This window comes from Corynebacterium pollutisoli, from assembly GCF_900177745.1.
GTDB lineage: Bacteria > Actinomycetota > Actinomycetes > Mycobacteriales > Mycobacteriaceae > Corynebacterium > Corynebacterium pollutisoli.
On the sequence record NZ_FXAR01000001.1, the window covers coordinates 183,424 to 201,790 of the forward strand.

Consider the following 18,367-nt stretch of genomic DNA (forward strand, 5'->3'; position numbering starts at 1 on the left):
GGAGTCTAAGCAACTACCAATTTACCTGGTCAAGGGTCACTTTCTTCATTTCTTCAGCCGGTGTCCCGCTACTTCCAGTGAAAAACCCGGGCTAGCGGACCCTGGTCAGGTTCCGCGAAGGTGGGCGCAGACATGCTGGGCTCGTCAGGATCAAACTGCACTATGAGGCGGCGGTTCATACCGCGCCAGGGGAGCGAATGGACAGCGAGGAGCCTCCGAACGTTCGGGTCGCCTGCTCGGGTGATATCGACGAGGTTGTGCGGCTGATGCACGACGCTGCGGCGTGGATGTCCGCCAAGGGAACGCCCGCCTGGGACGTCGCGCGGATCGACCGGACATTCGCGGAGACCTTCGTCCTGAGATCCGAGCTCCTAGTCGCGAGTTGCAGCGACGGCATCGTCGGCTGTTGCACCTTGTCGGCCGAGGATCCCGAGTTCTGGCCCGACGCCCTCAAGGGGGAGGCCGCATATCTGCACAAGCTCGCGGTGCGACGGACACATGCGGGCCGGGGTGTCAGCTCCGCGCTGATCGAGGCTTGCCGCCATGCCGCGCGAACGCAGGGGTGCGCCAAGCTGCGGCTCGACTGCCACCCGAACCTGCGTGGCCTATACGAGCGGCTCGGATTCACCCACGTCGACACTTTCAATCCCGGCTGGGATCCAACCTTCATCGCAGAACGCCTAGAACTCGAAATCTAACGTCCGTTCGGGCATCGAGGTCCATGTCGGGGTGGGACGGGCCCGTGGCTTCAAGATCACTTGCAGTCCGACCGCGATGTCTTGGTTGCGCGAGAGGTTGTCGATATCCTCCACTTCCATCATCAACCCTGGATAATGCCGCCGCCGTCATCGCCGCCGACGCCCGTGCCGGGCTTTTCGGGCCTGTCAGGCTTGCTCGGCCTTCAGCCTGCCTGGGCGAGATCTCCGGCGGACGGATTAACGGCGGAGCTTCGCCGCCTTTCGTGCGTGTGAAGGCTCTGTTGCAAAAATCGTGAAGCTTGAGCATGCTTGGCGGAGATTGGACGGACGGAACGATGACGGATTTCAAGTGGCGCCATTTCCAGGGTGATGTGATCCTGTGGGCGGTGCGCTGGTATTGTCGCTATCCGATCAGCTATCGCGACCTTGAGGAAATGCTGGCGGAACGCGGCATTTCGGTCGACCATACGACGATCTATCGCTGGGTCCAGTGCTACGCCCCGGAGATGGAGAAGCGGCTGCGCTGGTTCTGGCGGCGTGGCTTTGATCCGAGCTGGCGCCTGGATGAAACCTACGTCAAGGTGCGGGGCAAGTGGACCTACCTGTACCGGGCAGTCGACAAGCGGGGCGACACGATCGATTTCTACCTGTCGCCGACCCGCAGCGCCAAGGCAGCGAAGCGGTTCCTGGGCAAGGCCCTGCGAGGCCTGAAGCACTGGGAAAAGCCTGCCACGCTCAATACCGACAAAGCGCCGAGCTATGGTGCAGCGATCACCGAATTGAAGCGCGAAGGAAAGCTGGACCGGGAGACGGCCCACCGGCAGGTGAAGTATCTCAATAACGTGATCGAGGCCGATCACGGAAAGCTCAAGATACTGATCAAGCCGGTGCGCGGTTTCAAATCGATCCCCACGGCCTATGCCACGATCAAGGGATTCGAAGTCATGCGAGCCCTGCGCAAAGGACAGGCTCGCCCCTGGTGCCTGCAGCCCGGCATCAGGGGCGAGGTGCGCCTTGTGGAGAGAGCTTTTGGCATTGGGCCCTCGGCGCTGACGGAGGCCATGGGCATGCTCAACCACCATTTCGCAGCAGCCGCCTGATCGGCGCAGAGCGACAGCCTACCTCTGACTGCCGCCAATCTTTGCAACAGAGCCCGACGGGCTGCTGCCGGCCATCAGCGGACGCAGGGAGGACTTTCCGCAACCGGCCGTTCGATGCGGCACCGATGGCCTTCGCGCAGGGGTAGTGAATCCGCCAGGATTGACTTGCGCTGCCCTACCTCTCACTAGTGAGGGGCGGCAGCGCATCAAGCGGTGAGCGCACTCCGGCACCGCCAACTTTCAGCACATGCGTGTAAATCATCGTCGTAGAGACGTCGGAATGGCCGAGCAGATCCTGCACGGTTCGAATGTCGTAACCGCTGCGGAGCAAGGCCGTCGCGAACGAGTGGCGGAGGGTGTGCGGTGTGGCGGGCTTCGTGATGCCTGCTTGTTCTACGGCACGTTTGAAGGCGCGCTGAAAGGTCTGGTCATACATGTGATGGCGACGCACGACACCGCTCCGTGGATCGGTCGAATGCGTGTGCTGCGCAAAAACCCAGAACCACGGCCAGGAATGCCCGGCGCGCGGATACTTCCGCTCAAGGGCGTCGGGAAGCGCAACGCCGCTGCGGCCCTCGGCCTGGTCCTTCAGCCACCATGCCCGTGCACGCGACAGCTGCTCGCGCAGGCTGGGTGCCAAGCTCTCGGGTAACATCAAGGCCCGATCCTTGGAGCCCTTGCCCTCCCGCACGATGATCGTGCCGTGATCGAAATCCAGATCCTTGACCCGCAGTTGCAAACCCTCACTGATCCGCATGCCCGTTCCATACAGAAGCTGGGCGAACAAACGATGCTCGCCTTCCAGAAAACCGAGGATGCGAACCACTTCATCCGGGGTCAGCACCACCGGCAAGCGCCGCGACGGCCGAGGTCTTCCGATCTCCTGAAGCCAGGGCAGATCCGTGCACAGCACCTTGCCGTAGAAGAACAGCAAGGCCGCCAATGCCTGACGATGCGTGGAGACCGAAACCTTGCGCTCGTTCGCCAGCCAGGACAGAAATGCCTCGACTTCGCTGCTGCCCAAGGTTGCCGGGTGACGCACACCGTGGAAACGGATGAAGGCACGAACCCAGTGGACATAAGCCTGTTCGGTTTGTAAACTGTAATGCAAGTAGCGTATGCGCTCACGCAACTGGTCCAGAACCTTGACCGAACGCAGCGGTGGTAACGGCGCAGTGGCGGTTTTCATGGCTTGTTATGACTGTTTTTTTGTACAGTCTATGCCTCGGGCATCCAAGCAGCAAGCGCGTTACGCCGTGGGTCGATGTTTGATGTTATGGAGCAGCAACGATGTTACGCAGCAGGGCAGTCGCCCTAAAACAAAGTTAAACATCATGAGGGAAGCGGTGATCGCCGAAGTATCGACTCAACTATCAGAGGTAGTTGGCGTCATCGAGCGCCATCTCGAACCGACGTTGCTGGCCGTACATTTGTACGGCTCCGCAGTGGATGGCGGCCTGAAGCCACACAGTGATATTGATTTGCTGGTTACGGTGACCGTAAGGCTTGATGAAACAACGCGGCGAGCTTTGATCAACGACCTTTTGGAAACTTCGGCTTCCCCTGGAGAGAGCGAGATTCTCCGCGCTGTAGAAGTCACCATTGTTGTGCACGACGACATCATTCCGTGGCGTTATCCAGCTAAGCGCGAACTGCAATTTGGAGAATGGCAGCGCAATGACATTCTTGCAGGTATCTTCGAGCCAGCCACGATCGACATTGATCTGGCTATCTTGCTGACAAAAGCAAGAGAACATAGCGTTGCCTTGGTAGGTCCAGCGGCGGAGGAACTCTTTGATCCGGTTCCTGAACAGGATCTATTTGAGGCGCTAAATGAAACCTTAACGCTATGGAACTCGCCGCCCGACTGGGCTGGCGATGAGCGAAATGTAGTGCTTACGTTGTCCCGCATTTGGTACAGCGCAGTAACCGGCAGAATCGCGCCGAAGGATGTCGCTGCCGACTGGGCAATGGAGCGCCTGCCGGCCCAGTATCAGCCCGTCATACTTGAAGCTAGACAGGCTTATCTTGGACAAGAAGAAGATCGCTTGGCCTCGCGCGCAGATCAGTTGGAAGAATTTGTTCACTACGTGAAAGGCGAGATCACCAAGGTAGTCGGCAAATAATGTCTAACAATTCGTTCAAGCCGACGCCGCTTCGCGGCGCGGCTTAACTCAAGCGTTAGATGCACTAAGCACATAATTGCTCACAGCCAAACTATCAGGTCAAGTCTGCTTTTATTATTTTTAAGCGTGCATAATAAGCCCTACACAAATTGGGAGATATATCATGAAAGGCTGGCTTTTTCTTGTTATCGCAATAGTTGGCGAAGTAATCGCAACATCCGCATTAAAATCTAGCGAGGGCTTTACTAAGCTTGCCCCTTCCGCCGTTGTCATAATCGGTTATGGCATCGCATTTTATTTTCTTTCTCTGGTTCTGAAATCCATCCCTGTCGGTGTTGCTTATGCAGTCTGGTCGGGACTCGGCGTCGTCATAATTACAGCCATTGCCTGGTTGCTTCATGGGCAAAAGCTTGATGCGTGGGGCTTTGTAGGTATGGGGCTCATAATTGCTGCCTTTTTGCTCGCCCGATCCCCATCGTGGAAGTCGCTGCGGAGGCCGACGCCATGGTGACGGTGTTCGGCATTCTGAATCTCACCGAGGACTCCTTCTTCGATGAGAGCCGGCGGCTAGACCCCGCCGGCGCTGTCACCGCGGCGATCGAAATGCTGCGAGTCGGATCAGACGTCGTGGATGTCGGACCGGCCGCCAGCCATCCGGACGCGAGGCCTGTATCGCCGGCCGATGAGATCAGACGTATTGCGCCGCTCTTAGACGCCCTGTCCGATCAGATGCACCGTGTTTCAATCGACAGCTTCCAACCGGAAACCCAGCGCTATGCGCTCAAGCGCGGCGTGGGCTACCTGAACGATATCCAAGGATTTCCTGACCCTGCGCTCTATCCCGATATTGCTGAGGCGGACTGCAGGCTGGTGGTTATGCACTCAGCGCAGCGGGATGGCATCGCCACCCGCACCGGTCACCTTCGACCCGAAGACGCGCTCGACGAGATTGTGCGGTTCTTCGAGGCGCGGGTTTCCGCCTTGCGACGGAGCGGGGTCGCTGCCGACCGGCTCATCCTCGATCCGGGGATGGGATTTTTCTTGAGCCCCGCACCGGAAACATCGCTGCACGTGCTGTCGAACCTTCAAAAGCTGAAGTCGGCGTTGGGGCTTCCGCTATTGGTCTCGGTGTCGCGGAAATCCTTCTTGGGCGCCACCGTTGGCCTTCCTGTAAAGGATCTGGGTCCAGCGAGCCTTGCGGCGGAACTTCACGCGATCGGCAATGGCGCTGACTACGTCCGCACCCACGCGCCTGGAGATCTGCGAAGCGCAATCACCTTCTCGGAAACCCTCGCGAAATTTCGCAGTCGCGACGCCAGAGACCGAGGGTTAGATCATGCCTAGCATTCACCTTCCGGCCGCCCGCTAGCCCCTTTCTTTCACCGGGCTTTTTGAGTGGCCGGCTTGGTGGGGGTGGCTGAGGTCGGGGTCGCTGGGATTCCGGCGGGTGCTGGTGCCGGGGAAACCAGGTTCCATGTCCTGGGCTCGAAATGCGGGTAGGGACTGCGAAGACTGCAAGCGTGCGGCGGTTGTACCGAGAGTCAGGCGATGGATCTGAGTCGGGAGAGTCCGTGCTCGAGCACCTCGCGGTGGGCCGCGGCGTTGTCGAACCGGAGGATGGTGCGCCTGGCGTGACGAACCACGATCGCTGCGATCGATAGCATGCGGGCTCGTAGGGTCTTTGGTTCCCACACCCACCACCGCGAGCGGCGCCGATCGGCGGCAGCACTGTCTGCGGCGATGATCAGTCCGCACCAGGTGATCAGGTTCATCGCCAGGACCGCGGCGTGGATCCACGCCTGGTTCATCCCGAACGCCTCATGCGGCAGTTTCCCCAGCCCGCAGTCCTTCAGATCCCGGATGCGTTGCTCACACCTGCCCCGGGCCCGGTGGAGCGCGTCGAGTCGGTTCGCGTGCCCGGGACAGTTGGTGACAAAGGCCTGCACACGCCGACCATCTACATCGGTGATGCGTAGCTGCGCGCCCCGGGCGGGGTGCTCGACCCGGATGATAATCCGCATATCTGTGGGGTATTTGTCGAGGTTGATGCCCAGTGGCTCCCCGGCCCAGGAGTGCATCCGGGAGGTGATGTCCGCGACGTACGCGTCCGTGGTGTCGCTGACCGTACCGCCCGCGCGGATGATGCCTTGTTTGATGTCCTCGCCGAGCGTGGAGGCGATCTCACCGATTTGCCAGGTCACCGGCAACCCCACCGAATACGCCAGGCCCTGGTGATCGAGGTGGCCCAGAAAGGCCTGGGATCCGCCGGCGGCATCCGTGCGTATCAGCATCCGCTTCCCCCACTCCTGACCATCGACGTGGTTGGGGATCGCGGCCAAGGCCTGGTCGAGGACGTCCTGGTGGTCGGAGGCCGTGTTCGAGCCGGCGTTGCCTGGGCGCAGCAGGACGGCTGCGGGTTCACCGGTCAGCCCGTCGCCGTGGTCGATGATCGCAGCCAGCGGGTGGAACCCGTAGTGCTTCTTCCACGTCGGGGCCGCTTTCTCTTTGTCCGAGTGGGACAGGATTTCCGTGGCGTCCAGATCCAGAACCAGCGGAGCATCGGCGCTGGCCGCGGCGGCAGGATTCTGGGCACCGCAGGCGGCCCACGCTGCCTGGCGGGCTGTTTTCATGCCGGCCAGGACCGCCGTCGTGCCGGCGCGATCGTCTTCGTCGTCGTGGTCGGCGAGCTCTTTGTGGCGGCGGTGCACTGTAGAGTCCGACGGGACCTGGTCGACCAACCCGGTCGCGACCAATGGCCCCAGCAGGTCGACGTCATTGGCATCATCCCCGCCCAAGGCCAGTGCCAGGGCCAGCGAGGTCATGGTGTTCCCGGTGGTGTGCAGCAGGTTCGGATTCTGCCACTCGGCCAGGCCGGCGTCAATCGCGTCGGCCACCCCGACGGCATCGGCGGTGCTGGCCAATAACATGAGCCCGGCATTCGAGCACAGTTGAGCAGGAGCGGGGGTACCGACGCAGAAGCTGGTAGTCTTCACCCTGAAGGTGATCCTTTCGAGCAGGCAATTAGCGGTGTGAGAAACTACTAATTTACCTGGTCAAGGGTCACTTTCCTTGTATCTTCACCACGTGTCAGCCCGCTTCCCGTGAAAACACCGGGTTACCTTCTCGAATATGTTGACCGACAGTGAACGACCCCTCATTTTCAACCCAGAAGTTGACGTGACCACCCGAGGTATCGCGGACTTTTGTCCGGAACGTCCTCTTCCGCCCCCCTGAATGGGGCTGACCTGCACTAATACTACTTTTGGGGGATCGACGTGAGCGTCGGCCCGGGTGATGGGGTTCGCTCAGCGCCACTCCGACATCGCGTCATCGCGCAGGAAACGGCCCGTGGCCGCCACCGCCGGTCCCGAGGACTCCGCCCCGGCGACGAAGGTGCAGAACGCCAGGTCACCCTTGATGCCGGCGAACCAGCCGTGGGCGGGCCGGTTGCCCCCGACCTCCGCGGTCCCGGTCTTGCCGCCGAGACCGTCGATGTCGCTCAGGCTGGCGGCGGTCCCGGAGTCCACCGTCTCCGCCATCATCGCGCGCAGGGCCCGCACTGTCGCCGGGTCGAGCGGCTCGGGGTCCTGGTCGGCGGTGGTCTCCTCACCCTGGATCAGGGTCGGCAGCACCATCCGGCCGTTGTTGCCCAGGGAGGCCTCCATGACGGCCAGCCCGAAGGGGGAGGAGAGGACCTCGCCCTGGCCGATGGCGGCCTCCACCCGGGCCGCGCCGGGCTCGGTGACGGGGACGGAGCCGGTCACCGTGGTCATGCCGGGCGCGGTGAAGTCCACGCCCAGCCCGAGGCGCGCCGCCGTGTTCCTCATGTCGTCCGGCTCCAGATCCTGGGAGATGAAACCCTGGGTGGTGTTGCAGGACTGGGCGAAGGCCTGCGTCATGGAGACGTCCCCGAGGGCAAAGTTGCCGTCGTTGGGGATGACGCGGCCGTCGATCTCCGCGGTGGCGGGGCAGGCGACGGTGGAGTCGGGTACCACGGTGCCGCGTTCGAGGGCGGCGGCGGTGGTCACCGTCTTGAAGGTGGAGCCGGGCGGGTACAGCCCGCTCAGCGAGACGGGGCCGAGGGCGTCGGCGGCGTCGTTCTGCGCGACGGCGATGACCCCGCCGGTGGAGGCGCTGAGGGCGACGATCGCCGCGGGCTGCTCGATCGGCTCCAGGGCCCGCTTCGCGGCCGTCTGCACCCCGAGGTCCATCGTGGTGCGCACGGGCTCGCTCTCCGCCGGTTCCACCTGCCCCAGGATGGTCGTGCCGGTGGGGGAGGTGGCCTGGAGGGTCCAGCCGGCGTCGGCCGTGATCTTCTCCGACCAGTAGTCGCGCAGGCCGCCGTCCACCGGGGAGGCGGTGTCCCGGGTGGGGCCGAGCATGCGGCCCTCCTCCCGCAGGTCCAGTCCCTCGATCGCCCGCAGGGCGTCCCCCATCACGGCGAAGTCCCGCTCTCGGAGGGTGAACAGCCCCACCGGGGAGCCGTCCCCGGACTCGATCTGGGCGGTGACGGATTCGGCGGTGGAGGTCGGCACGACCGGGCGGACGGCGGCGGCGATCTCCCCGGCCCGCGGGATCAGCTCCGGGCCCGCGGAGACGACGGTGACAGGTGTCCAGGACAGGATGTCGGTGCCGTTGCGGTCGGTCACCGGCAGAGTGAAGGTCTTGTCGTCGGAGTAGAGGAAGCGGCTGTCCCCGTTCAGCTCCGTGGAGAAGATCCGCTTGTCCCAGGTGATGAGGTCGCTGTCCTGTTCGGAGAGGGTGATCGTCCCGGTGGTGGTGGACTCATCGCCATTCGGGACGGTCCAGGTGGCGGTGATCTCGGTGGCGCCGTCCTCCTCGCCGCCGGCGTCCAGTTCCACGCTGGTCCCGCCGATGCCCGCGCGCAGCTGCTCCAGGTCGGCTGCGGCCCGGGCGGGATCGTCGCTGAGTGTGGCGGCACCGGCGTCGTCACCGGCGTTGAAGGCGGCGACGAACTCGTCCACCGCGTCCCGGAACCAGGGCACGGTGCAGGAGGAGAGCGCGAGCGCCGTAGCGGCGAGCAGGGCGGAGACACGGACAGTGGTGCGGGTGGTCATGCCGGATGAGATTAGGCCCACGGGCTCACCGCGACCACGTTCCCGCACGACTTCCGGCCAGTCGGGAGACGAATACCGCCTGCTCGGCGGGGTGTTCTCCGGTGGGGAATCTCAGCGCGACATGCGCAGTTCATCGACGAGTAACCGGGCGATGCGGCCGATCGCGGCGTCCGCGGCCGCGAGGTTCGGGCCGCTGCGGGCTGAACGGGTGATCACGGCGACGACGATGGGTGCCTCCTCGTCGACGGCCACCACGGAAACCTCGCCGCGCACGGGGCCGATCGTCCCGGTCTTGCCGTGGAAGCGCACGCCCCCGGCGGGGAAGCCGGAGGGGATCCGGTGGCCCCACACCTGCTGCCCGAGCACGGTCCGGGTGAAGGCACGGGAGACCCCGGTGAGATCCGGGCCCGTCCAGATCCAGTCCAGCAGGCGGCACAGCTGGCGTGGGGTGCTCACCGAGCGGTAGGCGGCCGGATCCTGGCGGACCCGGGGGTAGGAGGCCAGCAGCCGGATCGCCTCGCTGGCCGCGGAGCCGTCCTCGGGCAGGGCCGGGAGTTCGGACTCGGTGGTGCCCGGGGCGACGATCGTGGTGTCCTCGAGATTCGCCAGGGAGACGACCTCCCCGACCAGGCCCGGCGGGAGACGCCGCTGCAGCACCCGGGCGGCGATGCTGTCGGAGAGCACCACCATTTGACGCACCAGATCCCGCAGGCTCATCGTCACGGGGTCGGCGAACAGCCCCACTCCCGGGGTCCCGACCGGGCCGTCATCCGCGCTGAGCGTCACCGCGTCGAGCGGATTCAGCAGCCCGCGGTCCACGGCCAGGCAGAAGGCGGCCAGGAGGTGGACCTTGTACATCGACGAGATGCTGGTCTGACTGTCGGCGCCGACCCCGACGCCGGCCGCCTCCTCGCCGACCGGGTGCGCCCAGCACCAACCGTCACAGCCCGCGGCGACCAATTCGGTGCCGATCCGGGCCCGCAGGCTCCTGGTCATCCGGTCTCCCCCAGACGCCCGAGGGAGCGCCGCAGGGCACGGTCCACGACGTCGCGCAGATCCCGCTTTCCGACGGCAACGCCCCGTTGCGGCGGCACCACACACCGCAGCCGCAGGTGGAAGGCCGCCGGCATCGGGAACGCGGGCAGGCCCCCGAGTTGATCGGGGGTGAGCAGCACCATCGCGCCTCCGGCACCGAGCCGCGCGGCCAGGACCGTCCGGTCCGGCCACAGCTCGGTCTCCGGGTGCAAGCCGATGGTGAAGAAGGCGTCGGCCAGGCGTCCGGCGGCCGCCGGGCTGACGGCGGCGGTGTTGTCCAGCAGGGTGTGTCCCCGCAACGCCGCCCAGGTCGCGGGCTTTTCGGCGGGCCCGGCGAGCAGCCGGGGAACCTCGTGCAGCTGCCCGCGAGACAACTCACCCGTCGGCGCCGGGTCCTCGATGACGGCACAGTCCAGACGGCCCTCGCCCACCCGGGTGACCAGCTGCGACACCTCGGCCGTGTGCACACTGACCCGGCCGACGTCCCGCAACGCGGAGGTGAGGTCGAAGGCGATGCCCGGCGGCACCGAGGGGGCCAGCCCCACGCGGACCTCGGCCCCGGCGTCGGCGATGGCGTGGGCCATGCTCTGCAGTTCCGTGGCGTCCCGGACCAGAATCCGGGCCTGCGGGAGCAGGGACCGGCCCGCCTCGGTGAGGGTGGCACCGGTGGCGGAGCGGCGGATCAGGTCGAGGCCGAGATTCGACTCCAGACGTTTCAGCCCCTGGGACACGGGGGACTGGGTCAGCCCCAGCCGCTCCGCGGCACCGGTGACGCTGCCCTCCTCGGCCACGGCGACGAAGTACTCCCAATGCCGGAGGGAATCCGGTCGAGTTGTCATGTGCCCCGAGTCTAGTGGCGGGGACTCTGCCGAGCTGAGCGAGGTACGGGGGACACCCCCAGGGGTCAGGTCCAGCGGCAGAAACAGCGACTGGACATGCTGTGGGCCACCGATGACGACTACGTGGCCCTGGAGGTGACGTGGATGCTCTCACAGGACGTGATCCAGGCGTACGGGCATCCGAAGAACTCGGAGGGCAAGAAGTTGATGGACCGGATCATCAACACCCTGCGCACAGGCTTGCCGAAAGGTCTGGAGGAGCTGGCTCAACTCGGGAGAACCCTGTGGCGTCGGCGGGAAGATGTGCTCGCCTACTTCGACATCGGGGCGTCCAACGGCCCGGTCGAGGCGATCAACGGCCGGCTCGAGCACCTACGCGGCATCGCCCTGGGTTTCCGGAACCTCAACCACTACATCTTGCGGATCCCTGATCCACTCCGGCCAGCTGCACACCCGGATCAACGCACTCTAAATCGTGAAGAGCCAGTAAATGCTGTCCAGCGCGACTACGTAGAAAGGCCAGAAGATAGTACCGGTCCGATAGATCCTCTACCCGAATTCTAATCATGTCGTGCGAGAGCGCGGATTGGGTCAGATAAGAGTCCGCGATGGTTACCGGGCCCAAATTCCGACCAGAGCAGGTCTGGAGGATGTCGCCTTCTTGGATCAGGTAATCCTCAAGCCTCGCGGTGCGCGTGACTGAGAGTCGGTCTGCCTCAGGTGGGAGATATTCAAAGACGTCGTAAGGCCGGAGGTACGGCACGAAGTCTTCTCCATCAACCGCGTAAGTTCGCTTAAACCTGCTTGGCGCATATGCACTACCAAGGCTGCGGATGTCCACGAGGGTGTGCCCGATTCCAGCACGGAGTAACTCACGAATCGGTCCTGCACTGCCGAGAAAGTAGTCGGCATCGAGGCGTCCCTCAGTGTAGAGACCCCTAGCCCGGATTTTTCACGGGTCCTGTCTCCAGTCCTCAGCACGGGGGTGACCGACTGCAGGGTCGGCGGAGTCCCGGCGGGTACTGGGCCGGGAAACCAGGGTCCGGTATGAGATCGTAGGGGAACTTCAGGACTGCAGTGACGAAAGCGTGCGGCTGGATGGGGCCAGGATCAGACGATCCGTCTGATCCTGGCCAGCCCATGCTCCAGTAACTCCCGGTGGGGCGCAGCCTGATCGAAGCGCAGGATGACCCGCCTTGCGTGACGCACCACGATCGCGGCGATCGACAACATCCTCGCCCGCAGCGTCTTCGGTTCCCATACCCACCACCGCGACCGCCGTTGCTGTGCCGCGGTACTGCCGGCAGCGGTGACCAACCCCGCCCAGGTGACGAGGCTCATTGCCAGGACCGCCACATGACACCACGTCTGATTCATCCGGAAACTCTCGTGCGGGAGTTTCCCCAACCCGCAGTCTTTCAGGTCCCGGATCCGTTGCTCGCACCTGCCCCTGCCGCGGTGCAGGACGTCGAGCCGGTTGGCATGGCCGGGGCGGTTGGTGACAAAGGCCTGAACCCGGCGGCCATCGACATCCGTGATGCGAAGCTGCGCCCCGGACGCGGGGTGTTCCACCCGGATGATGATCCGCGTATCGTCGGGGTAGTTGTCCAGGTCGGGGCCCAGGGGTTCCCCGGCCCAGGACCGCATCCGGGAGGTGATATCGGCAACGTAGCCGTCACCCGGGTCGGTGACGGTGCCGTCGGGGCGGATGATGCCCTGCTTGACGGGGTCCCCCAGGGTCGAGGCGATCTCCCCGATCTGCCAGGTCACCGGGAACCCGATGGAATAGGCCAGGCCCTGGTCGTTGAGGTGGTTGAGAAAGGATTGGGAACCACCGGCGGCATCGGTACGCACCTGCAGGCGTGTGTCCCACTCGTGTCCGTCGGCGTGCTCGGGCAGAGCACTCACCGCCTGGTCCAGCACGGTGATGTGGTCGGCGGCGGTGTTGGATCCGGCGTTGCCGGGGCGCAGGAGCACGGCTGCGGGTTCCCCGGTCAGCCCGTCGCCGTGGTCGATGATCGCTGCCAGGGGGTGGAATCCGAAGTGTTTCTTCCACGTCGGGGTGGCATGCTCTTTGTCGGAGTGGGAGAGGATTTCGGTGGCGTCCAGGTCGATGACCAGTGGATTGTCGGTGGTGGCCCGGGCTGCGGGGTTGCGGGTGCCGCAGGCGGCCCAGGCGGCTCGACGGGCCGATTTCATCCCCGCCAGGATCGCCGTGGTGCCGTCAGAACCCAGGCCGGCGAGTTCTGCGTGGCGGCGATGCACCGTGGAGTCTGAGGGCACCTGGTCGATCAGGCCGGTGGCCACCAGCGGATCCAGGAGGTCCACGTCATTTGCGTCGTCCCCACCGAGGGCAAGTGCCAGGGCGAGAGTGGTCATGGTGTGGCCGGTGGTGTGGACCAGGTTCGGGTTCTGCCGGTCCCCGAGTTCAGTGTCGATCGCAGCGGCCACCCCGACCTGATCAGCGGTGGTGGCCAGTAGCATGAGTCCGGCGTTCGAACACAGTTGGGAAGGTGCGGGGGTGCCGATATGGAAGCTGGTAGTATTCACCCTGAGGGTGATCTTTTCGACCTGGGTGTCTGGAGTCTAAGCAACTACCAATTTACCTGGTCAAGGGTCACTTTCTTCATTTCTTCAGCCGGTGTCCGGCTACTTCCCGTGAAAAACCCGGGCTAGTGTGGAGGCATGGTGAAACTTCTCCGAGCCCAAGGCACATCCTCAGCACTATGCGGAAGAACGAGCATGGAAGAACAGAAATTTGGTGAAACCTCCCACTTGGAAGAGTGGATCATTAAACACCCCGAGGTTATCGACCCGACGATGATGATCGTCACCACTCAATTCGACAATTGGGCCTCGGAAGTTGGGCCGTCGCTGGAGCGCCTCGACATTCTCGGCTTGTCGGCCTCAGGCGAGCTGGTCGTCATTGAACTCAAGCGGGGCAAAGACAAGACAGTTCATCTGCAGGCGCTCACTTACGCTGCGTTGGTGGCAAGTTTTACGCTCGAGGTCCTCGCTCAGGCTCATGCTGCCTGGTACAACAAACGTTTCCAGCCAGCAGAAGAGATGACTGACGCCCAAGCCAAAGAGAAATTGGAGAACTTCGTGGAGGCCGAGGACGAGGGTAAGGAGGAGCTGGTCTTCGCCTTGCCCAGGATCATTCTGGTCGCCCCGGGATTTCCCGCACCGGTGCTAACGACGGTTCAGTGGTTGAGTGAAGTTTCTCCAGATGTGACGGTGGAATGTCACCAGTACGGACTATTCGACGTTTCGTCGGGAAATAACGGGCCCGATGTGGTGGTTAGTTTCAACCGCATCTTCCCCGTGGAGGACATGGAGCGTATTCGGTTGCGTGCGCAATCCCCCCGGGTGTCTGTGGCGAAGGAACAGCGTTCGCGACAAGCGCCTGCAGTGATCAGAATTGCAGAGAAGAATCTGATCCCGGCAGGATCCCGGATCGACTTTGATCCTTCGACCAGGGTGAACAAGGAAAGTGTGGCTACCGTGCAGGCGTGGTTAGATGAAGATCCGAACCGCCGGGAGTTCACGTGGGATCCGCATCTTCGGGAGCCTCTGCGTTGGGGTGTGGAGCCGGATAAGCGATGGGGGCCGACGGCTCTGCGAAACGAGCTTTTTGAGCGGGCGGGGGCACCGGAAGCGAACTTTGCGGCGACTGAGGCGTTCTTCTTTGAAGGGGAGCACCTGGCGGTCGTGGCAGGCCGGGAAGCATCTGACGGAAACGGATCAAGTGAAGTTGTGTGAGTCGTAGCATTGATCGGCGGGGCAGATTCTTTGGGTGAGTAGCGGATGTTTGAAGGCGCCTGCGAAAGAAGAAGTAAATGGGACTAGGAAAATGACAGAGTATGAAGATTTAAAGACGCCGCTGCTAGAGGTGGACGCCGGATATGTATTTAGGGTGTTCCGAGAGGAAGGCGACGGCGCCTTCTTCTACCGTAAGCCCGGGGAGCCGCAACTTTTCCGTACCCGCGCGAGTGTGTTCTCCGCCATTCGACAATTTTTGGCAGCGTTTGGGCCAGTTGACGCGGTGCTGGAGGGGTACGACATCGAGGCCATTTTCCACGAACTTGTCCAGACCATCCCCATGCCGAGGCACTTCTCAAATGGAAACTTAGAATGGGTTTACGCCATCGTCGCGGATCAAGAAACCATCGAAGAGGCTGTAGCTAGGCATGAGCTTTCTAGCGAACAGCTCCTTGACCAGATCAGCGAACGCCTCGGAAAGGTGAAACTTGCTAGTGAGGACGGCCGCGAGCCTGAATTCCTTCGTTCCCAATGGATTGACGACGAACTCCGCACGATTATGAGTCTGACGAGACAAGTCCGCATGCACCATCCCGTCGGACCCCGCCGCTGAAACCGGCGACACGGTAAATCGCCGGCCACAAGGGGTGAGTCTCTACCTCCAGCCCTGATAGCGGTCGTACAGCCAATGGCCGACCGCATACGAGGCCCACAGCAACCCGGCGACAGAGCTGAGGCCTGCTGTTGCCCACAGGAGCGTGGCCCACCAGGTCGGTGCCGCCACCATTTGGGACCACAGCCATACGCTCAGGATCGGCAGCCCCAGAACATCCACCACGACCGTGTGAACCACCCCTGAGATGACAAGAAGTGCCAGCACAAACGGGATTAGCGCCGCGAGAACACGCCCGAGGTTGGACCACGGCATCCACGCCACGATATTCTTCACCCGCCTCTCGGTCCTGTCCGCGGCCTTGTTGACCTGGTCCAGGTGCTGAGAGGCCTGCGCCAGGCGCTTGGCTACCGTCGTCGCGGCCTTGGAGGCTGCCGTGTTGATCTGGGCGACTGTATCGGCTGATGCCTGCTGGAGCTGCTGCGTGGCTCCGCTCACCGACTGCCCTACAGCGTGAGAAAGCCGCTTGTCCAGGTCGCGGGTGGCCTGCTGAGCCAGCTGACGGGTATCCACCGTGATCCTGGGCGTCCCAGCCGCTTCGAGCGTGGAAATGAGCTTATCCGAACTCGAGATCAGCCTCCGAGTTTCGGCGACGACGGCTTGGCCGTTCTTCATGTTCTTGAAGTCGTCGCTGGACATCTGGGTTCCGTCGGGCAGCGTCACCTGCTGATGCCTCCCGAGCAGATCCAGGGCGGATTTCACGGCCGAGTTCTGGTTCCTTACGCCAACGATCATTTCGCTCATCTGCTGGCTGAGCAGCTGGGACTGCTCCTGGGACTGCTCTACGAGTGTCAGCAGCGTCGTCGCGCTCACGAACTCGGAGATGGAGCTCTCGGAGTCGTCGCTGGGCGGCGGCGACGGCAGCCTCGAGCTCACCGTCTCCTCCAGTGTCCTCAATCGCTGGCTCAGCGACTCCTGGTTCGAGCTCATCTGGTTGACGGCGGGGACCAGATCGCCGAGGACCGTCGCAATCTGGCGTAGCTGCGCCAGCTCGGGGTTCGGCTCCGGGCTGCTCGATGACGGGGGTGTGGGCGGGTTCTGCTCGGACGGCGGCGACGTGGAGGCCACCGAGGGCGTCGTCGATAGCTCGCTGCTCTGCTTCTGCTGCGGCCTGCGCCTCATGGCTCGACTGCTCATGGAGTTTTCTTTCCTTTTCTTTTTCTTCCGTGGCCATAGCCAGCGTCTCGGTCAATCCCAGGTAGGTGTAGGCATCCCCGATCTTCGATTGGGGTGCCGCCAGTCGCCGGCGTCCGTCACGACGCACCTCACCGGCGTCATCGACCAGGGCGTAGGTCAGGGTGGGCAGCCCACCCGAGCGCTTCGTTGCGGCCTGCTGGCGGATGGAGATCCCTATCTCCGCTGCGACGTCGGTAAGGGTCTCGATGTCAGTGACGCGGTCGTCCCAGACCAGCTCATCAAGACGTGTGGCCATCCATGACCGCCAGGTCTTGGTATCCAGCTCGCTGATCTCCAGCGCTGCGGCTTGGTCTTCGGTGGGGACGGGTTCTCTGCGGTGGCGGGCAAGCGCGTGGGAGCGGTCGTGGGCGAGTTCACGACGTTGAACGACCTCGAGTCCGACCTCTTCCATTAATTCGTCGTTGACGGCACGGATCTGCCAATGCATCAACGCATTGGAATTGGCTTTCCCGGTCACCAGGTTGTGGTTAACCACCAACCCATGGACGTGGAGAAAACCGCCTTTAGAATCTGTATGCGCAACCACGACGACGGGCTCTGTCGGGCTGGCTCGCCGCAGCATCTCGTACGTCACATCCACGGCCGCCTGGACATCGTCCGGGTTCGACGAGTCAAGCTCGGACGCAGAGAAGGAATGCACCACGCTGACTGCTTCCGTACTCCTTTTCGTGGGGTGAATCAGCGCTTCGATCGCTGCCACCGTGGTGGCCGGATCGCCCAGATCGGACAGGTAGGCGGCACTGCGCTCAGCGTCGTGACCCATAACGTAGGCCATCCAGCCTCGAGCCCCGCCGCGGCCACCGGCAGTGCGTTTTACCCGTGAGGTGACCACCACACTCATGAGGACACCTCCGCCAGTGCTGCCTTAAGAATCTCGAGTAGTTCGTCGAGGTCTTTCATCTGGGACTGCAGGGCCTTGGGGCCAGCGACCTGATCGGTATGGAGTCGCCGCGCAGTCTGGTTAATGTTGACTCCGATGCGGTTGATCTCCCGCACCAGCGGGGCTAGATCAATCGCTACAGCACTGCTCCCACTCGACTCCACGGCAGGCTCTGCTCGACGACCATCGAGAGCCGCATGCGCGATCTCGATGCACGCCTCAGCCGCCTCAGTGCGAGACCGAAGAAGGAAGCGAGACTGCACTTCGTCCAGCATCGCATCGACTTCGGCTCGCAGTCGGAAGCTGCGCTTCCGAGAGCTCGGTAACTCAGCCACTGACCTCACCCCGCTCGCTTCGCATTGCTGGTGGGGTCAGTGCCTTCGTCACCGAGACCGACACTTCCGGTGCTGCACTGGGAGGAGGAGTGTCGGTGGGGGCAAGCAAAGGGAACGTCGGACAAAAGGCGCTGGGGCGCCTTTTTCCTTTGGTTCCCATGCTTGCCAGGGGAGTGGCTGCGCCCTCCCCTTGGATCCCCTCCGCCGGCGGCTGACGCCGCAACTCGTGACAATCACTGCTGCGCACTGATTTGCCCCTCGTTAACCGATTCCCCCACCCTGCGGGTGGGGGCCGCAGCGTCTAGATTTCGTTCCTCATCAGACGGGGCAACTGCGGCAGGTTCATCGGCCTCCACCTGGAGGCAGGCGTGGATGATCTGGTCGATGAGGTCATCATCGACGACGCCTGGATCGCGGATGAGCTTCCACAGATCCACGATCGGAAGTTCGACATCGAGTGCGCGACAGCGCTTCTCGACGCGGTCAAGAAATTCCCGTCCCAGGCGTTCCTGCGCCCGCTCGCGTGTCTTCTGGAGTTTGGCTTCAAGCTCAGCAATTTGCTTCTGGATTGACTCGATAGATGCCACTGTTTTCTCTCTTCTGATGTCGCTAGGTAATTACGGTTTTTGAGTGCGGTCGAAATC

The 18,367-nt window shown here is 63.2% G+C and carries 16 protein-coding genes and 1 pseudogene; 8 read left to right on the top strand and 9 right to left on the bottom strand.

Annotated features, from left to right (window positions below; translation table 11 throughout):
• Window positions 1-197 precede the first annotated feature (197 nt).
• Both B9Y70_RS00920 and B9Y70_RS00930 read left to right on the top strand, forming a co-directional pair.
• Window positions 198-698: a GNAT family N-acetyltransferase gene (locus B9Y70_RS00920; protein WP_000376623.1), complete on the top strand. Its 501-nt coding sequence runs from the start codon at window positions 198-200 to the stop codon at window positions 696-698.
• A gap of 335 nt (window positions 699-1,033) precedes the next feature.
• Window positions 1,034-1,798 carry an IS6-like element IS6100 family transposase gene (locus B9Y70_RS00930; RefSeq protein ID WP_001389365.1) on the top strand — a complete coding sequence of 255 codons (765 nt, stop codon included), beginning with the start codon at window positions 1,034-1,036 and terminating at the stop codon, window positions 1,796-1,798.
• Between the two features lie 175 nt (window positions 1,799-1,973).
• On the opposite strand, the gene intI1 is transcribed toward B9Y70_RS00930, so the two are convergent.
• A complete protein-coding gene (gene intI1, locus B9Y70_RS00940) occupies window positions 1,974-2,987 on the bottom strand; it encodes a class 1 integron integrase IntI1 (RefSeq protein WP_062939554.1) in 1,014 nt (337 codons plus the stop codon).
• 145 nt (window positions 2,988-3,132) lie between these two features.
• Here intI1 and aadA1 point away from each other — a divergent pair, with 145 nt between their 5' ends.
• From aadA1 to sul1, 3 genes are all read left to right on the top strand, one after another.
• Window positions 3,133-3,924, top strand: coding sequence for an ANT(3'')-Ia family aminoglycoside nucleotidyltransferase AadA1 (gene aadA1, locus B9Y70_RS00945; RefSeq protein ID WP_001206317.1), 792 nt, complete (start codon window positions 3,133-3,135; stop codon window positions 3,922-3,924).
• A gap of 163 nt (window positions 3,925-4,087) precedes the next feature.
• Complete coding sequence (locus B9Y70_RS00950) at window positions 4,088-4,435, top strand: quaternary ammonium compound efflux SMR transporter QacE delta 1 (protein WP_000679427.1); 348 nt, start codon at window positions 4,088-4,090, stop codon at window positions 4,433-4,435.
• Complete coding sequence (gene sul1, locus B9Y70_RS00955; RefSeq protein WP_000259031.1) at window positions 4,429-5,268, top strand: sulfonamide-resistant dihydropteroate synthase Sul1; 840 nt, start codon at window positions 4,429-4,431, stop codon at window positions 5,266-5,268. The genes B9Y70_RS00950 and sul1 overlap by 7 nt, the downstream gene beginning before the upstream one ends.
• 197 nt (window positions 5,269-5,465) lie before the next feature.
• Here sul1 and B9Y70_RS00960 read toward each other — a convergent pair whose 3' ends face one another.
• The 4 genes from B9Y70_RS00960 to B9Y70_RS00975 form a co-directional block, all read right to left on the bottom strand.
• A complete protein-coding gene (locus B9Y70_RS00960; protein WP_240309077.1) occupies window positions 5,466-6,917 on the bottom strand; it encodes an IS1380 family transposase in 1,452 nt (483 codons plus the stop codon).
• Window positions 6,918-7,229: 312 nt separating this feature from the next.
• Entirely contained in the window at window positions 7,230-9,002 is a 1,773-nt protein-coding gene (locus B9Y70_RS00965; RefSeq protein WP_085548380.1) for a penicillin-binding transpeptidase domain-containing protein, read from the bottom strand.
• 111 nt (window positions 9,003-9,113) lie between these two features.
• The gene (locus tag B9Y70_RS00970) at window positions 9,114-9,998 is read right to left on the bottom strand and encodes a serine hydrolase (protein ID WP_085548381.1); all 885 of its coding nucleotides are present in this window, start codon (window positions 9,996-9,998) and stop codon (window positions 9,114-9,116) included.
• Window positions 9,995-10,876: a LysR family transcriptional regulator gene (locus B9Y70_RS00975; RefSeq protein ID WP_085548382.1), complete on the bottom strand. Its 882-nt coding sequence runs from the start codon at window positions 10,874-10,876 to the stop codon at window positions 9,995-9,997. Before B9Y70_RS00975 ends, B9Y70_RS00970 begins: the two co-directional genes overlap by 4 nt.
• A 75-nt stretch (window positions 10,877-10,951) precedes the next feature.
• Between B9Y70_RS00975 and B9Y70_RS00980 the strand changes: the two are divergent.
• A pseudogene (locus tag B9Y70_RS00980) lies at window positions 10,952-11,348 on the top strand (transposase); the annotation flags it as partial.
• Between the two features lie 638 nt (window positions 11,349-11,986).
• On the opposite strand, the gene B9Y70_RS00985 reads toward B9Y70_RS00980, so the two are convergent.
• Entirely contained in the window at window positions 11,987-13,426 is a 1,440-nt protein-coding gene (locus B9Y70_RS00985; protein ID WP_275886727.1) for an IS1380 family transposase, read from the bottom strand.
• A 192-nt stretch (window positions 13,427-13,618) separates the two neighbouring features.
• On the opposite strand from B9Y70_RS00985, the gene B9Y70_RS00990 reads away from it, so the two are divergent.
• Together B9Y70_RS00990 and B9Y70_RS00995 are read left to right on the top strand one after the other, a co-directional pair.
• The gene (locus tag B9Y70_RS00990; RefSeq protein WP_085548383.1) at window positions 13,619-14,638 is read left to right on the top strand and encodes a PDDEXK family nuclease; all 1,020 of its coding nucleotides are present in this window, start codon (window positions 13,619-13,621) and stop codon (window positions 14,636-14,638) included.
• Window positions 14,639-14,729: 91 nt separating this feature from the next.
• Window positions 14,730-15,251: a hypothetical protein gene (locus B9Y70_RS00995; protein WP_085548384.1), complete on the top strand. Its 522-nt coding sequence runs from the start codon at window positions 14,730-14,732 to the stop codon at window positions 15,249-15,251.
• A 42-nt stretch (window positions 15,252-15,293) separates the two neighbouring features.
• Here B9Y70_RS00995 and B9Y70_RS12700 read toward each other — a convergent pair whose 3' ends face one another.
• From B9Y70_RS12700 to B9Y70_RS12705, 3 genes are all read right to left on the bottom strand, one after another.
• A complete protein-coding gene (locus B9Y70_RS12700; protein ID WP_159449756.1) occupies window positions 15,294-16,448 on the bottom strand; it encodes a hypothetical protein in 1,155 nt (384 codons plus the stop codon).
• 897 nt (window positions 16,449-17,345) lie between these two features.
• The gene (mobC, locus tag B9Y70_RS13190; RefSeq protein ID WP_085548386.1) at window positions 17,346-17,663 is read right to left on the bottom strand and encodes a plasmid mobilization relaxosome protein MobC; all 318 of its coding nucleotides are present in this window, start codon (window positions 17,661-17,663) and stop codon (window positions 17,346-17,348) included.
• Window positions 17,664-17,956: 293 nt separating this feature from the next.
• Complete coding sequence (locus B9Y70_RS12705) at window positions 17,957-18,310, bottom strand: hypothetical protein (RefSeq protein WP_159449757.1); 354 nt, start codon at window positions 18,308-18,310, stop codon at window positions 17,957-17,959.
• Between the last annotated feature and the right edge of the window lie 57 nt (window positions 18,311-18,367).